Origin of the sequence: Streptomyces sp. A5-4 (assembly GCF_051131715.1) — a bacterium.
In the GTDB taxonomy this organism is placed as follows: Bacteria; Actinomycetota; Actinomycetes; order Streptomycetales; family Streptomycetaceae; genus Streptomyces.
The window spans coordinates 6,395,788-6,413,194 of sequence record NZ_CP178591.1; the positions used below are offsets into that span (position 1 = coordinate 6,395,788).

At 68.8% G+C, this 17,407-nt stretch carries 15 protein-coding genes and 2 pseudogenes; 16 read left to right on the forward strand and 1 reads right to left on the reverse strand.

Annotated features, from left to right (window positions below):
- Window positions 1-94: 94 nt before the first annotated feature.
- From ACLLJJ_RS30060 to ACLLJJ_RS30100, 9 genes and pseudogenes are all read left to right on the forward strand, one after another.
- Entirely contained in the window at window positions 95-1,288 is a 1,194-nt protein-coding gene (locus tag ACLLJJ_RS30060) for a tyrosine-type recombinase/integrase (protein ID WP_434597151.1), read from the forward strand.
- The gene (locus tag ACLLJJ_RS30065) at window positions 1,285-3,927 is read left to right on the forward strand and encodes a tyrosine-type recombinase/integrase (protein ID WP_434597153.1); all 2,643 of its coding nucleotides are present in this window, start codon (window positions 1,285-1,287) and stop codon (window positions 3,925-3,927) included. Before ACLLJJ_RS30060 ends, ACLLJJ_RS30065 begins: the two co-directional genes overlap by 4 nt.
- On the forward strand, window positions 3,924-4,106 hold the full coding sequence (locus ACLLJJ_RS30070) for a hypothetical protein (protein ID WP_434597154.1): 183 nt from the start codon (window positions 3,924-3,926) through the stop codon (window positions 4,104-4,106). The genes ACLLJJ_RS30065 and ACLLJJ_RS30070 overlap by 4 nt, the downstream gene beginning before the upstream one ends.
- Window positions 4,103-4,699 (forward strand): hypothetical protein, encoded by a 597-nt coding sequence (locus ACLLJJ_RS30075; protein ID WP_434597155.1) that lies wholly within the window; start codon window positions 4,103-4,105, stop codon window positions 4,697-4,699. The genes ACLLJJ_RS30070 and ACLLJJ_RS30075 overlap by 4 nt, the downstream gene beginning before the upstream one ends.
- A gap of 10 nt (window positions 4,700-4,709) precedes the next feature.
- Window positions 4,710-5,129, forward strand: a complete 420-nt coding sequence (locus ACLLJJ_RS30080; protein ID WP_434597157.1) for a hypothetical protein — start codon at window positions 4,710-4,712, stop codon at window positions 5,127-5,129.
- A 136-nt stretch (window positions 5,130-5,265) separates the two neighbouring features.
- A pseudogene (locus ACLLJJ_RS30085) lies at window positions 5,266-5,904 on the forward strand (ATP-binding protein); the annotation flags it as partial.
- Between the two features lie 160 nt (window positions 5,905-6,064).
- Window positions 6,065-7,363 carry a DNA-processing protein DprA gene (dprA, locus tag ACLLJJ_RS30090; protein ID WP_434597159.1) on the forward strand — a complete coding sequence of 433 codons (1,299 nt, stop codon included), beginning with the start codon at window positions 6,065-6,067 and terminating at the stop codon, window positions 7,361-7,363.
- Window positions 7,364-7,608: 245 nt separating this feature from the next.
- Window positions 7,609-8,445, forward strand: coding sequence for an RNA polymerase sigma factor WhiG (gene whiG, locus ACLLJJ_RS30095; RefSeq protein WP_283515802.1), 837 nt, complete (start codon window positions 7,609-7,611; stop codon window positions 8,443-8,445).
- A 120-nt stretch (window positions 8,446-8,565) separates the two neighbouring features.
- Window positions 8,566-9,123 carry a TetR/AcrR family transcriptional regulator gene (locus ACLLJJ_RS30100; RefSeq protein WP_434600563.1) on the forward strand — a complete coding sequence of 186 codons (558 nt, stop codon included), beginning with the start codon at window positions 8,566-8,568 and terminating at the stop codon, window positions 9,121-9,123.
- A 161-nt stretch (window positions 9,124-9,284) separates the two neighbouring features.
- Here the strand turns inward: ACLLJJ_RS30100 and ACLLJJ_RS30105 are convergent.
- A pseudogene (locus ACLLJJ_RS30105) lies at window positions 9,285-9,920 on the reverse strand (peptidoglycan DD-metalloendopeptidase family protein); the annotation flags it as partial.
- Window positions 9,921-10,199: 279 nt separating this feature from the next.
- On the opposite strand from ACLLJJ_RS30105, the gene rpsB reads away from it, so the two are divergent.
- From rpsB to ACLLJJ_RS30140, 7 genes are all read left to right on the forward strand, one after another.
- Window positions 10,200-11,174: a 30S ribosomal protein S2 gene (gene rpsB, locus ACLLJJ_RS30110; protein WP_283515803.1), complete on the forward strand. Its 975-nt coding sequence runs from the start codon at window positions 10,200-10,202 to the stop codon at window positions 11,172-11,174.
- Window positions 11,175-11,281: 107 nt separating this feature from the next.
- Entirely contained in the window at window positions 11,282-12,118 is an 837-nt protein-coding gene (gene tsf, locus ACLLJJ_RS30115) for a translation elongation factor Ts (protein WP_434597162.1), read from the forward strand.
- Window positions 12,119-12,309: 191 nt separating this feature from the next.
- Window positions 12,310-13,095, forward strand: coding sequence for a UMP kinase (pyrH, locus tag ACLLJJ_RS30120; RefSeq protein ID WP_434597165.1), 786 nt, complete (start codon window positions 12,310-12,312; stop codon window positions 13,093-13,095).
- A gap of 105 nt (window positions 13,096-13,200) precedes the next feature.
- A complete protein-coding gene (gene frr, locus ACLLJJ_RS30125; protein ID WP_434600564.1) occupies window positions 13,201-13,758 on the forward strand; it encodes a ribosome recycling factor in 558 nt (185 codons plus the stop codon).
- Entirely contained in the window at window positions 13,758-14,846 is a 1,089-nt protein-coding gene (locus ACLLJJ_RS30130) for a phosphatidate cytidylyltransferase (protein ID WP_434597168.1), read from the forward strand. Before frr ends, ACLLJJ_RS30130 begins: the two co-directional genes overlap by 1 nt.
- Window positions 14,847-14,936: 90 nt before the next feature.
- Window positions 14,937-16,043: a 23S rRNA (adenine(2503)-C(2))-methyltransferase RlmN gene (gene rlmN / locus ACLLJJ_RS30135; protein ID WP_434597170.1), complete on the forward strand. Its 1,107-nt coding sequence runs from the start codon at window positions 14,937-14,939 to the stop codon at window positions 16,041-16,043.
- A 203-nt stretch (window positions 16,044-16,246) separates the two neighbouring features.
- Complete coding sequence (locus tag ACLLJJ_RS30140) at window positions 16,247-17,344, forward strand: thiamine ABC transporter substrate-binding protein (RefSeq protein WP_434597172.1); 1,098 nt, start codon at window positions 16,247-16,249, stop codon at window positions 17,342-17,344.
- Window positions 17,345-17,407: the final 63 nt, after the last annotated feature.

Sequence of the window (17,407 nt, forward strand, 5' to 3'; positions counted from 1 at the left end):
CTCGTTCAGGGGCCTTTTGGCCGCGTCACGTAGGTCTTTAGCTAACGGTTTGCTTCTGTTCGCCCCGTACGGGATGAAACGGAAGGAATGCCTGGTGCGAAGCACGTTGGTGCTGAAAGACCTGCGGGTGCAGAAGATCAGACGGATGGACGGCAGCTGGTCGTTCGGGATCGTCTGCCCCGACTGCTCGCTCGATGAGGAGTCGGAGAGCTATCTGCGCGTCTACGAGGGCTCGGGCTCCCAGGAGACCTACGCCTACTACCTCGTTGACCACCTTCGGTGGCGCATTCGCGAGGGCCTGACCACGGAGACGATCAAGATCATGGACCTCCACCGCTACCAGGGTGCGGTGGGCGCGCAGGTGCCGATGCCGTACGGGATGCCGTGGCGGGTGCCGCAGAAGCGCCCGTACGGCAAGTCGGCGCTGTCGATCTCGGCGACCGTGCTGAAGGGCTTCTACCTGCACCAGTGCGTGAAGCGGGGCATCAACGACGAGCTGCGCGAGGCGTTGGACGTCGATCGTCTGCCCACCAAGGCGGACCGCAACAGGTCCTTCCTGGGACACATGAAGACCTCGATGCCGTCGAATCCGCTGGCGCCGCGGCAAGGCACCCGCCGGCGGCACCCGAAGATGCTGCCGGATGATGCCCGGCCGGAGTTGATGGGAGCGGTGAACACCGCCCGCGACGAGATGGTCGTGACCTGGCTGTCCGACACGACCCTGCGGATCGGCGGCCTGACCGGCCTGCACCTGGTCGACCTGCATCTGCGCGAGAACGCGGCCTGCGGCGAGTGCAAGAGCCCGCACGTCCACGTCTGTCACCGGCAGACCAACCCCAACCGAGCCAAGGCGAAGAAGAAGGAGGACTGGAAAATGGCCGACGACGTGATCACCGGCGGTGAGATCTACCGGGTGAGCCCGGCCATGGTCAGCTCCTACTTCAAGTACATGACGACCGAGTACGCGAAGTACGCGACGGGGCACGGCATGCTCCTGATCCAGCTGTCCGGGCCGAGGATCGGCGAGCCGTGGACGCCAGACGCGGCCCGCGGGATGCTGCGGCGGGCCGGGCGCCGGGCTGATCTGCCTGGTCGTATCAAGCCGCACGCGTTCCGGCACACGACCACCAACAAGATCCTCGACGTCACGAACAACGACCCCTGGGTGGCCAAGGAGGCCGGCAACTGGGCGTCGGTCACGACCGTCGACGAGGTCTACGGGCACCCCGACATGCACTCCCCGGAGTTCACCTCCGCGCTGAAGGCGGTCTGGGGTGAGGAGTCGTGAGCGAGTCCGTCCGCAAGCTGCTGCCGGTCATCACTCCTGATCAGCCGAGCCGGACCACCGGCGACCGCCTGGAGATCCTCCAGGCGCTGATGCAGGCCCCTGGCTTCGACACCGCGCTGTTCCGCCAGGACGTAATCCGTATCCCGGAGGAGCACGAGGCTTACGGGTGGATCTGCGCGGTCCCGCAGTGTGAGCGGGCTCAGGAGCCGTGCCGGTCGCTCTGCGCGGTTCACGAGATCGAGTGGCGCGGCCAGCGAAAGGCCGGCGTGCTGCTGGGCGACTTCATGCGGAGCGCCGAGCCACTGAAGCCGGTCTCTCACTACCAGCCCGAGGACTGCACGATCTGCCCGGACATCCCGGCCTGGGCCTCCTCGCCGTTGTGCTTCGTGCACACCCAGCGATGGCGGGCCGCCAAGGGAGTCTGGAAGCATCGGAAGGGGCTGCCCGGGGAGCCGGACTACGAGACGTTCCTTGCGAAGCAGCAGCCGTTCGTGCCCTTCGGGGAGTGCCGGGTGCTGGCCTGCGCGAACCTTGCGGAGAACCCGGTGGGGCTGTGTCAGCGTCACCTCCGCCGCTATCGCAAGGACAGCTCTCCGGGCAGGGCACGGCTGCCGCACCAGTGGGGCCGGTGGCTGGCCGACCGGGACAAGCCGATCCCGGTGCTCTACGACGACGAACTCGCGTTCCGGAACTGGTGCAAGGAAGCGGACCCGTGCCACCGCATGGACGGCAAGGTGTCCCTTCTCGGGCTGAGTCCTCTGGTGAAGGCCGAGATCCAGTGGTGCATGTTCCAGCGCACCCAGATGACGGTCGAGGCCGGGCACTGGCCGCTGCCCTGGATCCAGTACGTCGCCGACGACTGCCGCAACTTGAAGGTCAACTCGCTGGCCGACCTCGACTTCAACCAGATGAGGAACTTCCCGGCGCTAGTCGCCAAGTTGATGCTCCGCATGCTGCGGCTGATCTACTTCACCCGCGAGGACACCAAGGACGCCGGCTACATCGAGACCGAGCACTTCGGCGTCAAGTTCGCCAGGCACCGCGGGCAGGTCGACCTGACGAACATCTCGCAGCGGTGGCTTCGTGATCTGGTCTGGGACCAGATGTCCCACCGGTTGCTGACCGACCCGCCCCGCAGCACGCAGCCTTTCGACTTGGTACGGCGCGGAGCTGCAGAGCTCAGCGCGTTCCTGGAGATCCAGGGCCCAGAGGGCGGTCACGACCCGCGTCTCCTCGAGGGTCGTCACATGGTCGACTTCGTCGCCGACCAGCGGCACCGGGCCAAGCACGGGATCCGCCCGCTGGCAGCGAGCCGTCGCCGCGGCCAGGACAACGACCCGGTGACCCCGGGGATGGTCGCTGGCTACTTCGACGGCGTCCGCCGCATCCTGCACAAGGCGTTGATGGACGGGGACCTCGAACGCCTCGGTCTGGACCGGGCCTTCGTCCTGGCCATTCCCGCGGGCAAGAGGGTCAAAGGCCGACGCCGTCCGTTCCCCGACGATGTTGCCCAGGCGGTCGCGAACGAGACCAACCTGCAGGCTCTGGATGCCCAGGACACCGAGGATCGGGGTCTGCGGGACATCTGGGAGGGCCTGGTCATCACCGGCCGTCGCTGCTGCGAGGTGCTGGATCTGCGGCTGGAGTGCATCGGCCGGCTCGGTGGCTTGCCGATGTTTTGGTACGACGCGACGAAGGTCGGCAACTACGACGAGGCGATCCGCATCTCGGAGCGACTCTACGAGCGGCTCAAGGCCCGCCAGGCCCGCACCATCGACCGGTTCCTGGAACGCGAAGGCCGCGTCCCGACGGGTGAGGAACGACGGAAGATCGCCCTGTTCCCGGCACGGAACTCCAACCGGAACCACATCAAGGGCATCAGCTACGGCTGGTTCAACCGCCAGTTCCGGGACTGGATCGACTCGCTCACCGACATCCACGTCGTCACCCACCAGGCCCGGCACTCCCTGGCCACCAACCTGCTGAAGGCCGGGGCGAACCTCTCCCACGTCAAGCGCTACCTCGGGCAGGTCTCCGAGGCGATGGCCGAGCACTACGTCCACCTCGCCAACACCGACCGGAAACTCGAGGACGCCCTCAACGCGATCTGGGTCACCGGCCCCGGCGCCATCGAACCGGGCGTGGTGTTGTCCGGCGGCGAACCGATGAGCCCTGAGCAGGCCGAGGCGATGATGATCGACCTCACCCGCAAGTCCACCCCGGCCGAAGGCGGCTTCTGCACCTTCCAGGTCGTGGTCGACGGCGGCGCCTGCCCCTGGAAGCTGGACTGCCACAACTGCGAGAAGTTCGTGATGTCCGGCGCCGACCTCGTCTACTGGCATCGCAAGCGCGAGCACTGGCGGATGCTCGCCGAACGCGCCGGCAACCCCGAGGTCACCGACTACCTCCACCAGCTCTTCGACCCCACCGCCCGCGCGATCGACGGCCTGGAGAAGGCCCTGGCCGCCGTCGGTCTTCTCGATGAAGCCCTCGCTCTGGACCTGCGACGCCCCCAGGACTACTTCGGCCGCGTCTGGGCCACCGCCTTCCGCGCCAACGAACTCGCCCAGCACGAAGACCACGGCGACACCGAGTTCGACGACGAGTACACCACCGACGACAACGAGGAACTGTCATGACCACTACCGACCGCCAACTGCAGACCTTCGCCCGCCAGCAGCTGGGACACATCCCCGTCGAGTCGAGCGAGCACTACATCCACGCGGACACCACCGCGGCATTCGAGTACGTCGAGAGTGGCGCGATCACGGTCGTCGACGCGGCCCGGCCGGACGACGAGGGCGAGGTGGCTCCGTGAGCTCCGGACCCGGCCAGACCGCGGCGGCCATCGCTGCCAGACGCCAACAGACCCAGGACAAACTCACCCGCGTCGAGAAGGCCATCGCCCAGCTCCGCCGCGAACGCGGCCGGCTCGGAGTGCGGGCGATCGCCGACCGGGCGGACGTGTCCGCCACCTTCCTCTACGAGAACGCGGACGCCCGCGCACTCGTCCAGCAGGCCGTCGTCGACAGCAAGAGCCGCCACGACCGGCGCACCGGCGAGAAGCACGAGCAGATCGAGGCGTCCTGGCGCGAGCGAGCCCTGAACGCCGAGGCTGAACTCACCCGAACCCAGAGCGAGGTCCTGGTCCAACGGCAGCGGATTGGCGACCTCATGGGCCAGCTCCGTGACATCGACCAGACGGTCCCCGGCGAGTCCGTCCAGCACCTGACCACCGAGAACACCACCCTCAAGCGCCGCCTGCAGCAGGTGACGCAGGAGCACCGAAAGCTCCAGGAGCGTCTCGAAGGAGCCCGCACCAACCTGCGCTTCTCCGACAAACGCATCGCCGACCTCGAAGTCCAACTCCTCGAACTCCAGCAGGCCGTCCCGGCCGGTGCTCAGCAGTGAAGGACTTGCCGTGTTCGTCTATCACCTCAACGACCCCCTCGACCCCCTCGCCGCTGGCGACGAGGACTGCGTTTTGCCCCTGACCTCCTGGTTGGCCGACGACATTCGACCCGAGAAGGCCGCCTGGCTCCTCGCGACGACTTTCGCCTTGGCCGATGCCGCACCGGCCGTCCGCTGGGACGGCGACATGCGGCACCTTCCCTTCGTCGATGTCCACGCCGAGAAGACCACCGGTGAGCCCGCGCTGATCGTCATCCAGCAGGACCCCGGCGCCGACTCCTTCGTGATCTGCCGCCGTCCCGTGGTCTGGGCCGAGCAGCAGAGCGACAGGTGGCACGAGACCTGCACCCGCTACATCGACTCCAGGGTGTTCATCGACCCCCGGGAGCTTGGGCACACCGTCGACCTGCTGGCACCCGCGTCCTTCTGATCCGACCTCACCCCGCACCAGGGGCCGAAGGGGCTGAACTATGAACAACAGCACCGCTGAACGTCACGGACACATACGCGACGTGTTGCCGCAGGTCAGGGGCGACGTTGACGCTTTCGCGCCTCCTAATGACGGCGAGGCGCCGGAATTCAGCGGCCGGGCCCTGGACTCGCTGCGTCAGCCGCTCGAATCGGGACACGTGGTGGTGGCGCGCAGCGCCGGAGTGGTGCGGTTGCCCGCGCGGTTCCTGATGATCCTGGCGGCCAATCCGTGCCCCTGTGGCCGGCACACCCTGCACGGTGCGGGCTGCGAATGCCCGCCGTCGGCGATCCGCAGATACCAGGCACGGCTGTCGGGGCCCCTCCTCGACCGGGTGGATCTGCGGGTCGGCGTCGAGCCGGTGCGGCGCGCCGACCTGATGGGACAGGGCGGGCGCGGCGATTCCACGGAGACGGTCGCGGGGCGCGTGCGCGAAGCGAGGGAGCGGGCGGCGGCGCGGCTGGACGGCACCCCGTGGACCACCAACAGCGAAGTGCCGGGTCACGAATTGCGTACCCGCTGGCAGGTCGCCCCCGGCGCTCTCGACGCTGCCGAACGCGACTTGGAGCGTGGGCTGCTGACGGCACGTGGCCTCGACCGGGTGCTGCGCGTCGCCTGGACCGTCGCGGACCTGGCCGGCTGCGATCGGCCCGACGCGCGGCACGTCGATCTGGCGCTGGAGCTTCGTACCGGGATCGCGCGTGGCGCGGCGGAGCTGATCGGAGCCGACTCATGAGGCCGCGGTGCGGATCGTCCGGATGCCGAGGCGCATCCTTCGGTCCCCTGGGGGGATCGTCCGGGCGCCGGGTCGGAGGCGGGCGCCGGGTCGAAGGCGCTCACGGCGTCGGATCGACCGGACGCCGGCTCGCGGGCGGTTGCCGGGGCGGTGGCGGGCGGTGAGCGGGGCGGCGTGGGAGGCCGAGCGGCTGGCTCGCGCGGCGTTGACCCGGGTCATCGAACCGGGGGACGAGGTTGGCGGGCGGTGGCTGCGGGAGCTGGGTGCGGTGGAGCTGATGCGCAGGCTCACCTCGGACGGGACCGAGGTGCCGGGCCCGGAGCCGGGCTGGGCTCCGGGGCGCGCGCAGGGCCACACGGCGGCCGGGGATGTCGGTGGGACAGGGCGGGGAACCGGGAGTGAAGGGGGGCGCGGGGCCGAAGGTGCCGGTGCGGCACCAGGAGCGGCGCTGACCGGGGTGAGCGAGCATCGGCTCGGCGGTTTCAAGGCGCGGGCGGCTGCGGCTGAGCCCGCACGCGACCTGGCGGCCGTGGCCGCGGTCGGAGGCCGTTTCGTCTGCCCGGACGACCACGAATGGCCCCGACAGCTCGACGACCTCGGCGACGCCAGGCCGATCGGGCTGTGGGTCCGGGGGCGGCCCCAGCTGCGCATATGGGCGCTGCGCTCGGTCGCCGTCGTCGGAGCCAGGGCCTGCACACCCTACGGAGCGCACATGGCTGCGTCGCTGGCCACCGGCCTTGCGGAGCGCGGCTGGGTGGTGGTCTCCGGAGCCGCGTTCGGGGTCGACGGCGCCGCCCACCGCGGGGTGCTGGCGGCGGGCGGGGCGACCGTGGCGGTACTGGCCTGTGGCGTTGACGTCGCCTACCCGCGCGGCCACGCGGAGTTGATCGGTCGCATTGCCGAACAGGGCCTGGTCATCGGGGAGTTGGCGCCCGGCAGTCACCCGACGCCCAGCCGGTTCATCCTCAGGAACCGGGTGATCGCCGCGCTCACCAGGGGCACCGTCGTGGTCGAGGCGGAGTACCGCAGCGGTTCGCTGGTCACCGCGCGCAGTGCGAACAAGCTCGGCCGCTTCACGATGGGAGTGCCCGGCCCGGCCACCAGCGGGCTCTCGGCAGGCGTGCACGAACTGCTGCGGGGCGAGGGCGTACTGGTCACCGACGCCGCGGAAGTGGTGGAGCTGGTCGGAAGCATCGGCGATCTCGCCCCGGCGCGCCGGGGGCCGGTGCTTCCCAGGGACCTGCTCGGCCCCGTCGCGGCCCAGGTGCTCGACGCCTTGCCGGCCCGTGGCCGCGCCGACGCGCGCGACGTCGCCCGCGGCGCCGGGACCACCCCCGACGACGCGCTCGGCAAGCTGTACGAGCTGCACTCGTTGGGGTTCGTCGAACGGCAAGGGGACGGCTGGCAGTTGGTTCCCGGCGTCTCACGCCATGCGAACGAGCGGCGAGGCGGTGCTTGACCAGCGGTATTCGGGTGAAAGGGTGACGAAGATGGCCCTTATGGCCGCCGCGAAGGCGCCGCCGGGGCCGCCGTTCGCGGTGCCGTTCCCGGCGCCGGAGGGCGGTCCGCGGCGCTCATCCGGAGGAGGACAATCTCATATCCTGCGCGCACTGCGACACTTCAGTCACGCTACGCTCACGAGGATTCCCGCCCAGACGCAAGATCCCCCCCCACACATCACAGCAGAACGGCTCAAGGCAACGCATGCCCCAGCACACCTCCGGGTCTGACCGCGCGGCAGTGCCGACCGCTGCCCGCAGCAGAGTGCGCCCCCCCGCACCCTCGTCGGTCGACGAGTTGTGGCGGTCGTACAAGACCACGGGCGACGAGCGGCTGCGGGAGCAGCTGATCCTGCACTATTCACCGCTGGTGAAGTACGTCGCGGGACGGGTGAGCGTGGGGCTGCCGCCCAACGTCGAGCAGGCGGACTTCGTCTCCTCAGGGGTCTTCGGGCTCATCGACGCCATTGAGAAGTTCGACATCGAGCGGTCCATCAAGTTCGAGACATACGCGATCACGCGCATCCGGGGCGCGATGATCGACGAACTGCGGGCCCTGGACTGGATCCCGCGCTCGGTACGACAGAAGGCCAGGGCCGTCGAACGCGCCTACACCACGCTGGAGGCGCAGCTTCGCCGCACCCCCTCGGAGAGCGAAGTCGCCGCGGAGATGGGCGTTGCCCTGGAGGAACTGCACGCGGTATTCAGCCAGTTGTCCCTGGCCAACGTGGTGGCCCTGGAGGAACTGCTGCATGTCGGGGGCGAGGGTGGCGACCGGCTGAGCATCATGGACACCCTTGAGGACACCGCCGCCGACAATCCGGTCGAGGTCGCCGAGGGCCGGGAGCTGCGGCGGTTGCTCGCGCGCGCCATCAACACGCTCCCCGACCGCGAGAAGACCGTCGTCACGCTCTACTACTACGAGGGCCTCACCCTCGCCGAAATCGGCAATGTGCTGGGCGTCACGGAGAGCCGGGTCAGCCAGATCCACACCAAGTCGGTGCTGCAGCTCAGGGCGAAACTGGCCGACGCCGGGCGCTGACCGCGAGCAACGGCGCCGGGCGCTGCGGCGGGCGCCGAATCGGAATGCCTCACCGGTCCCGTCGTCATCGCGCCGCCTCATCCGTAGAGTGGGACCGTGCCAAGGATTCGAGCGGCCTCTGTGGCCGAGCACCGGACCATGCAGCGCGGCGCCCTGCTCGACGCCGCCCGCTCCCTGCTGTCCGAAGGCGGTACGGAGGCGCTGACCTTCCCCGCCCTCGCCGAGCGCACGGGCCTCGCGCGGTCGTCCGTCTACGAGTACTTCCGGTCGCGCGCCGCGGTCGTCGAGGAGCTGTGCGCCGTCGACTTCCCGGTCTGGGCCGCCGAGGTCGAGAACGCGATGGCGCGCGCCTCGACCCCGGCGGGCAGGGTCGAGGCGTATGTGCGTTCCCAACTGGACCTGGTCGGTGACCGGCGGCACCGCGCCGTCGTCGCCATCTCCGCGAGTGAGCTCGACGCCGGTGCCCGCGAGAAGATCCGCGCCGCGCACGGCGGTCTGGTCACCATGATCGTGGAGGCACTCGCCGAGCTGGGCCACGAGCAGCCCCGGCTGGCGGCGATGATGCTGCAGGGCGTGGTCGACGCGGCGGTGCGGCGCATTGAGCTCGGTGCGGCGGAGGAGCCCGGAGTGATCGCGGAGACCGCGGTCGCGATGGCCCTGCGCGGCGTCGGGGGCTGAGCCGCCCCACCGGGCGCGGTGGGCAGCGGGACCGGGACGCCGAAGACCGGGAGCAGGCGCGGCGGGCCGCCGCGCAGCAGCTGGGGCGGGAGCAGCGTCAGCGGGTCCAGGTATGTCATGCCCCGGAGCAGCCCCCAGTGCAGACAGCCGACCGGGCAGTGGAAAGGGCCGTCCTGCACGGTCGCCACCAACTGGCCGGCCCGGACCTCGTTCCCCTTGGAGACCACCGCGCGCACCGGCTCGTACGTCGTCCGCAGGGGCGGGTCGCCCGTGCCGGACAGGGCGATGGACAGCACCCCACGACCGGCGACCCCGCCCGCGAAGGTCACCCGCCCCGCGACCGCGGCCCGCACGGGGGCGCCCGGCGCCGCGGCCAGATCCACGCCCCGGTGGCCGGCCGCGTATGGAGACGGGGGAGGCTCCCAGCCCCGCAGGACCTGAGGACGCCCGTCGCCCACCGGCCAGGAAGCGTCCCCGGCACCGGACGGAGCCGGGGCCCGGAAGCCGGGAGCACCGGGCGGAACAGGGGGCTCGCCCCCGGCCGGTGCACCGGACAGGGCAGGGGCCGGGGCCCCGACCGGGAAAGCGGACCGGCCATGGGCCGTGGCCCCCGCCGCACCACCGGACCGTGTGAGGAGCGGGGCCCCGGCCGGGGCCCTGGGAGCCTGGGCCGAAGCCCCGCCCGGGGTCGGGAACGGGCCCGGCGCCTCCCCGGTCGAGGCCCGTGAAGCCCCGCAGAGCAGCAGGGTCAGCAGGATCGGCAGCAGGGTCAGAGCCTGCGGAGTCAGTCGTCGCATGGCACAAACCGTCGCGCGCCGGACCGTTCCGCGGGGATCATGAACCGGATCTGTGGACCACCGGTCGGTTGTGTATAACGCCGTCACCCGGCACCGCCAGGGTCCCGTACACTTCTGATGGCGATCCGGGTCACCGGGTCGACTTCGCACGCCCCGCCACCCACCCTCTCAGCGGTCGGTGGCCGCGCCGCTCGGTCCCTCGTGGCACGGCGCATCGGGGCGTCAGGCGTGGCCGCAATCCTGCGGTCGCGGCAACCGAGTAACCCAAGGAGTACGGCCATGGCCGTCGTCACGATGCGGGAGCTGCTGGAAAGCGGCGTCCACTTCGGTCACCAGACCCGTCGTTGGAACCCGAAGATGAAGCGATTCATCTTCACGGAGCGCAACGGCATCTACATCATCGACCTGCTGCAGTCGCTGTCGTACATCGACCGCGCCTACGAGTTCGTCAAGCAGACGGTCGCGCACGGTGGCTCGATCATGTTCATCGGCACCAAGAAGCAGGCGCAGGAAGCGATCGCCGAGCAGGCGACGCGCGTGGGCATGCCCTACGTCAACCAGCGTTGGCTCGGCGGCATGCTGACGAACTTCTCCACCGTCTACAAGCGCCTTCAGCGTCTGAAGGAGCTTGAGCAGATCGACTTCGCCGATGTGGCCGCATCGGGCCTCACGAAGAAGGAGCTGCTGGTTCTCTCCCGCGAGAAGATCAAGCTGGAGAAGACCCTCGGCGGTATCCGCGAGATGTCCAAGGTGCCCAGCGCCGTCTGGATCGTGGACACCAAGAAGGAGCACATCGCCGTCGGTGAGGCGCGCAAGCTCCACATCCCGGTCGTCGCGATCCTCGACACCAACTGTGACCCCGACGAGGTCGACTACAAGATCCCGGGCAACGACGACGCGATCCGCTCCGTCACCCTGCTCACCCGCGTGATCGCCGACGCCGTCGCCGAGGGCCTCATCGCCCGTTCCGGTGCCGCCACGGGCGACAAGAAGCCGGGCGAGAAGGCCGCCGGCGAGCCGCTCGCGGAGTGGGAGCGCGACCTGCTCGAGGGCGACAAGAAGGCTGACGACGCCGCTCCGGCCGCCGAGGGCGACGTCCAGACCTCCGCCGAGACCGAGAAGGTCGCCGACGCGGAGGAGGCCGACGAGGCCCCCGCCGCCGCCGAGACTGCCGCTGAGGTTGTCACCGAGGCTGCCGCCCCGGTCGCCGAGGACGAGGCTGCCGCTCCGGCCGCCGAGGCCGACAAGGCCTGACACCTCCGCTACGGCTGATGACGGCGGGGGAGGGTGCCACTACTGGCGCCCGCCCCCGCTGTCCACTCCGTAGATCTTCGCTTCGACTTCGAGAGAGATTTACAACCATGGCGAACTACACCGCCGCGGACGTCAAGAAGCTCCGCGAGCTCACCGGCGCCGGCATGATGGACTGCAAGAGGGCGATCGACGAGGCCGACGGCAACGTCGACAAGGCCGTTGAGCTCCTTCGCGTCAAGGGCCAGAAGGGCGTCGCCAAGCGCGAGAGCCGTTCTGCCGAGAACGGCGCCGTCGTCTCCCTCATCTCCGAGGACAAGACCTCCGGCGTCCTGCTCGAGCTGAAGTGCGAGACGGACTTCGTCGCCAAGGGTGACAAGTTCCAGGTCGTCGCCAACACGCTCGCCGCCCACGTCGCCAAGACGTCCCCGGCGGACATCGAGGCGCTGCTCGCCTCGGAGATCGAGTCCGGCAAGACCGTTCAGGCGTACGTCGACGAGGCCAACGCCACCCTCGGCGAGAAGATCGTCCTGGACCGCTTCGCGCAGTTCACCGGCGGTTACGTGGCTGCGTACATGCACCGCACCATGCCCGACCTTCCGCCGCAGGTCGGCGTCCTGGTCGAGCTGGACAAGGAAAACCCCGAGGTCGCGAAGGATGTTGCTCAGCACATCACCGCGTTCTCGCCGAAGTACCTGAACCGCGACGAGGTCCCCGCGGACGTCGTCGAGAACGAGCGCCGCGTCGCCGAGGCCACCTCCCGCGAGGAGGGCAAGCCCGAGGCCGCCCTGCCGAAGATCGTCGAAGGCCGTGTCAACGGCTTCTTCAAGGACATCGTCGTGCTGGAGCAGGCGTTCGCCAAGGACAACAAGAAGTCTGTCCAGAAGGTTCTGGACGAGGCCGGTGTCACGCTGAAGCGCTTCACGCGCATCCGCGTCGGCGGCTGACAACCCCAGCCGTACCGCGATCTACCCAAGACCCCGATAGGGTTTGGTGCAGTCGTCCGCGTATGCCTGACGGCATTCGCTCGGCCGAAGCGCCGGACGATCGCAGATCTGACGAGGAGGCCATTGCCGCACAGGGACCCGCAAGGACCCACCGGCAATGGCCTTCTTCGTATGTGCACGAGGAGATCTCCATGAAACAGGGCGCGGACGCCAATCAGTCTGCCGACAGCAAGGCCGACGACAAGAACGGCAAGAAGGCCGGCCGCTTCATGCTGAAGCTGTCCGGTGAGGCGTTCGCCGGCGGTGGGGGGCTCGGTGTCGACCCGGACGTCGTGCACGCCATCGCGCGGGAGATCGCCGCGGTCGTACGCGACGGGGCCGAGATCGCCATCGTCATCGGCGGTGGCAATTTCTTCCGCGGCGCCGAGCTGCAGCAGCGCGGTATGGACCGGGCGCGCTCCGACTACATGGGCATGCTCGGTACGGTCATGAACTGCCTCGCCCTCCAGGACTTCCTGGAGAAGGAAGGCATCGACTCCCGGGTCCAGACCGCCATCACCATGGGACAGGTCGCGGAGCCGTACATTCCGCTGCGCGCCGTACGTCACCTGGAGAAGGGCCGCGTCGTCATCTTCGGCGCCGGTATGGGCATGCCGTACTTCTCCACCGATACCACCGCCGCTCAGCGCGCCCTGGAGATCGATGCCGAGGCGCTGCTCATGGGCAAGAACGGCGTGGACGGGGTCTACGACTCGGACCCCAAGAAGAACCCCGACGCGGTGAAGTTCGACGCGCTGGAGTACAGCGAGGTGATCACTCGCGACCTCAAGGTCGCGGATGCCACCGCCGTCACACTGTGCCGTGACAACGCGCTTCCGATCCTTGTCTTCGAGCTGCTCTCGGAAGGCAATATCGCGCGCGCCGTCAGGGGCGAGAAGATCGGCACCCTCGTGAACGCGCAAGGCACTCGGGCCTGACCGGGGGATGGACAATGTCCTGCCGGTCGGACACCGTGCAGGAGAAGACGCGGGTTAACGCCGGGCCCGAGTGCGGGGCCCACTCAAGACATGCAGGAGCAACTGGTGATCGAAGAAACCCTCCTCGAGGCCGAGGAGAAAATGGAGAAGGCCGTCGTGGTGGCCAAGGAGGACTTCGCCGCGATCCGCACCGGTCGTGCGCACCCGGCGATGTTCAACAAGATCGTGGCCGACTACTACGGTGCGCTGACGCCGATCAACCAGCTTGCCTCGTTCTCGGTGCCCGAGCCGCGGATGGCCGTGGTGACCCCGTTCGACAAGAGCGCGCTGCGCAACATCGAGCAGGCGATCCGGGACTCCGACCTGGGCGTCAACCCGAGCAACGACGGCAACATCATCCGAGTGACGTTCCCTGAGTTGACCCAGGACCGTCGCAAGGAGTACATCAAGGTCGCCAAGACCAAGGCCGAGGACTCCAAGATCTCCATCCGTGCGATCCGTCGCAAGGCCAAGGAGACCCTCGACAAGCTCGTCAAGGACAAGGAGTCCGGCGAGGACGAGGTCCGCCGTGCGGAGAAGGAGCTCGACGACACCACCGCGAAGTACGCGGCACAGGTCGACGAGCTGCTCAAGCACAAGGAAGCCGAGCTGCTCGAAATCTGATGAACGACTCTTCCTGGGGGGCCCCGCCGAGAGGCGGTTACGCCGGCGCGTGGGACCCGTCCGAGCAGGGACCCGTCCCGGCGGGTCCCGCATACGATGCGCATCAGGCCGAGCAGACTCGCCCCATGCCCATCGTGCCCGAGACAGGCAGAGACGCTGAAGGTCGCGACGACGACCGCGACCGGGGGGCCGCTCCGCCGAGTGGTCCCCCCTTCCGCGACGAGAAGCCGCAGGAGCCCATGCACGTCCCCCAGCCGCCGCCCGCGCAGAAGAAGCGTGCGGGCCGTGATCTGCGCGCCGCCATAGGCGTGGGTGGGGGACTGGGTGCGGTGGTCATCGCGTCCCTCTTCATCTGGAAAGCCGCTTTTGTCGGCGTCATCGTGGTCGCCGTTGTCGTCGGGCTGTGGGAGCTGACCTCCCGGCTCGACGAGCGCAAGGGAATCAAGGCCCCCCTGGTGCCTCTCGCGGTCGGCGGTGCGGCCATGGTCGTCGCCGGGTATGTGCGGGGCGCGGAGGGTGCGTGGGTAGCCATGGCGCTCACCGCACTCGCGGTGCTCGTCTGGCGGATGACCGAACCGCCCGCCGGCTACCTCAAGGACGTCACGGCGGGTGTCTTCGCCGCGTTCTACGTGCCGTTCCTGGCCACTTTCGTCGCGCTGATGCTGACGGCCGACGACGGAGCGCAGCGGGTACTCACCTTCCTGCTCCTCACGGTGGTCAGTGACACCGGTGCGTACGCCGTGGGCTGGCGCTTCGGCACGCACAAGCTCGCGCCGCGCATCAGTCCCGGCAAGACCAGGGAAGGGCTCCTGGGCGCGGTCGTCTTCGCGATGGGGGCGGGCGCGCTGCTGATGCAGTTCGTGGTCCACGACGGGACGTGGTGGCAGGGTCTGGTGCTGGGCTTCGCGGTCGCCGTGAGCGCGACGTTGGGCGACCTCGGCGAGTCCATGATCAAGAGAGATCTCGGGATCAAGGACATGGGCACGCTGCTGCCCGGCCACGGCGGCATAATGGACCGCCTCGACTCGCTGCTGCCGACCGCTCCGGTGGTCTGGCTTCTGTTCGTCCTCTTCGTGGGAATGGGCTGACCTGCGCGTTCAGTGGCTTGTTGGCACTTGGGGTTCGTCGTCCACAGGGCGGCGAACCCCTTTCCGTATGTCTGCGACACTGGATGAACCATGCCTGTACCCGGAGAACTTACTTTTGTCGCGCCCCGCGGAGCCAAGAAGCCCCCGCGGCATCTCGCCGACCTCACGCCCGCCGAGCGCCGAGAGGCCGTGGCCGCGGTCGGTGAGAAGCCGTTTCGTGCCACGCAGCTGTCGCAACACTACTTCGCGCGGTACGCGCACGACCCGGAGCAGTGGACCGACATCCCGGCCGGGTCGCGCGAGAAGCTTCAGGCGGCTCTGCTGCCCGACCTGATGAATGTGTTGCGGCACGTCAGCTGCGACGACGACACCACCCGCAAGACGCTGTGGAAGCTGCACGACGGCACGCTCGTCGAGTCCGTGTTGATGCGCTACCCGGACCGGGTGACCATGTGCATCTCCTCGCAGGCCGGGTGCGGCATGAACTGCCCGTTCTGTGCGACGGGTCAGGCCGGTCTCGACCGCAACCTGTCGACCGCCGAGATCGTGCACCAGATCGTGGACGGCATGCGCGCGCTGCGCGACGGCGAGGTCCCCGGTGGGCCCGCCAGGCTGTCCAACATCGTCTTCATGGGCATGGGCGAGCCGCTCGCCAACTACAACCGGGTCGTGGGCGCGATCCGTCGGCTGACCGACCCGGAGCCCGACGGGCTCGGCCTCTCGCAGCGCGGGATCACCGTGTCCACCGTGGGTCTGGTGCCGGCGATGCTGCGCTTCGCCGACGAGGGCTTCAAGTGCCGCCTCGCGGTGTCGCTGCACGCCCCGGACGACGAGCTGCGCGACACCCTGGTACCGGTCAACACCAAGTGGAACGTGCGCGAGGTGCTGGACGCCGCGTGGGAGCACGAGGCGAAGTCCGGCCGTCGTATCTCCATCGAGTATGCGCTGATTCGCGACATCAACGACCAGGCCTGGCGTGGTGACCTGCTCGGTCGGCTCCTCAAGAACAAGCCGGTGCATGTCAACCTGATCCCGCTCAACCCGACGCCCGGGTCGAAGTGGACCGCGTCCAGGCCCGAGGACGAGAAGGCCTTCGTCGCGGCGATCGCGGCCCACGGCGTGCCCGTGACCGTGCGGGACACTCGTGGCCAGGAGATCGACGGAGCGTGCGGACAGCTGGCGGCTTCGGAGCGATAAGGCCCGTGTAACGTGGGTCGGACATTTACATATTCCGACAGGGGAGCGCCACAGCGCTGAGAGTGCGGCATCGCCGCAGACCCTCTGAACCTTGCCCGGGTCATTCCAGGTAGGAAGTTCGGTCACTACTCGAGCTGTAGCGTCCTGCCCGCATTCTGTGCGGGCAGGGCCGCGTCTCTTCCTGGTCATCCAGGAGGAATTCAGTGAGCACCATCAAGAAGTTCGCACTCAGCGCCCTGGCCGCAACGCTGGGCGTCTCGACGCTGGCGGCCTGCGGCGGCGGGTCCGACGACTCCGCGAAGTCGTCCGGCGGCTCGAAGTCCAAGACCGTGACGCTCGTCAGTCACGACTCGTTCAACGCCTCCGAGTCGGTGCTGAAGGCGTTCACCAAAGAGACCGGCTACAAGGTCCAGGTCCTCAAGAGCGGTGACGCGGGCTCGGCCCTCAACCAGGAGATCCTGACGAAGGGCTCCCCGCGCGGCGACGTCTTCTTCGGCGTCGACAACACCCTCCTCTCGCGGGCCCTGGACAACGATCTGTTCACGTCGTACGAGGCCAAGGGGCTGGACAGGGTCCCGGACGGCCTGCAGCTCGACAAGGCGGAGCACCGGGTCACGCCCATCGACACCGGCGACATCTGCGTCAACTACGACAAGAAGTACTTCGGGGACAAGAAGCTCGCGCCGCCGAAGAGCTTCGACGATCTCGCGAAGCCCGCGTACAAGAACCTGCTGGTCACCGAGAATGCCGAGAACTCCTCGCCCGGCCTCGGCTTCCTCCTCGGTACGACCGCGCAGTACGGCGACGACGGCTGGCAGGACTACTGGAAGCAGCTCAAGGACAACGGCGTGAAGGTCGTCGACAGCTGGGAGCAGGCGTACAACGAGGAGTTCTCCGGCTCGGCCGGCGGCAAGAAGACCAAGGGCGACCGGCCGCTCGTCGTCTCGTACGCCTCCAGCCCGCCCGTCGAGGTGCTCTACGCGAAGCCGCAGCCCAAGGAGGCGCCGACCGGCGTCGCGACCGGCACCTGCTTCCGGCAGACCGAGTTCGCGGGCCTGCTGAGCGGCGCGAAGAACGAGGCGGGCGGCAAGGCGCTGCTGGACTTCCTGGTCGGCAAGCAGTTCCAGGAGGACATGCCGCTGAACATGTTCGTGAACCCGGTGGTGAAGGACGCGAAGCTGCCCGAGCTGTTCACGAAGTTCGGCGCGGTGATCGACAAGCCGCGGACCGTGGCTCCGGACAAGATCGCCGACAACCGTGAGCAGTGGGTCAAGTCGTGGTCCTCGCTCGTCCTGAAGTAGGCAAGGGCGTCACGCCCGGATCAGGCGAGGGCGTCGAGAAGGGCATCGGGCCGGGGCTGCGCG

Bases quoted from the DNA above. Each gene is read 5' to 3' on its own strand.
- ACLLJJ_RS30070 (WP_434597154.1), top strand. From the start codon at position 3,924: ATGACCACTACCGACCGCCAACTGCAGACCTTCGCCCGCCAGCAGCTG.
- rpsB (WP_283515803.1), top strand. From the start codon at position 10,200: ATGGCCGTCGTCACGATGCGGGAGCTGCTGGAAAGCGGCGTCCACTTC.
- ACLLJJ_RS30130 (WP_434597168.1), top strand. From the start codon at position 13,758: ATGAACGACTCTTCCTGGGGGGCCCCGCCGAGAGGCGGTTACGCCGGC.
- tsf (WP_434597162.1), top strand. From the start codon at position 11,282: ATGGCGAACTACACCGCCGCGGACGTCAAGAAGCTCCGCGAGCTCACC.
- rlmN (WP_434597170.1), top strand. From the start codon at position 14,937: ATGCCTGTACCCGGAGAACTTACTTTTGTCGCGCCCCGCGGAGCCAAG.
- pyrH (WP_434597165.1), top strand. From the start codon at position 12,310: ATGAAACAGGGCGCGGACGCCAATCAGTCTGCCGACAGCAAGGCCGAC.
- whiG (WP_283515802.1), top strand. From the start codon at position 7,609: ATGCCCCAGCACACCTCCGGGTCTGACCGCGCGGCAGTGCCGACCGCT.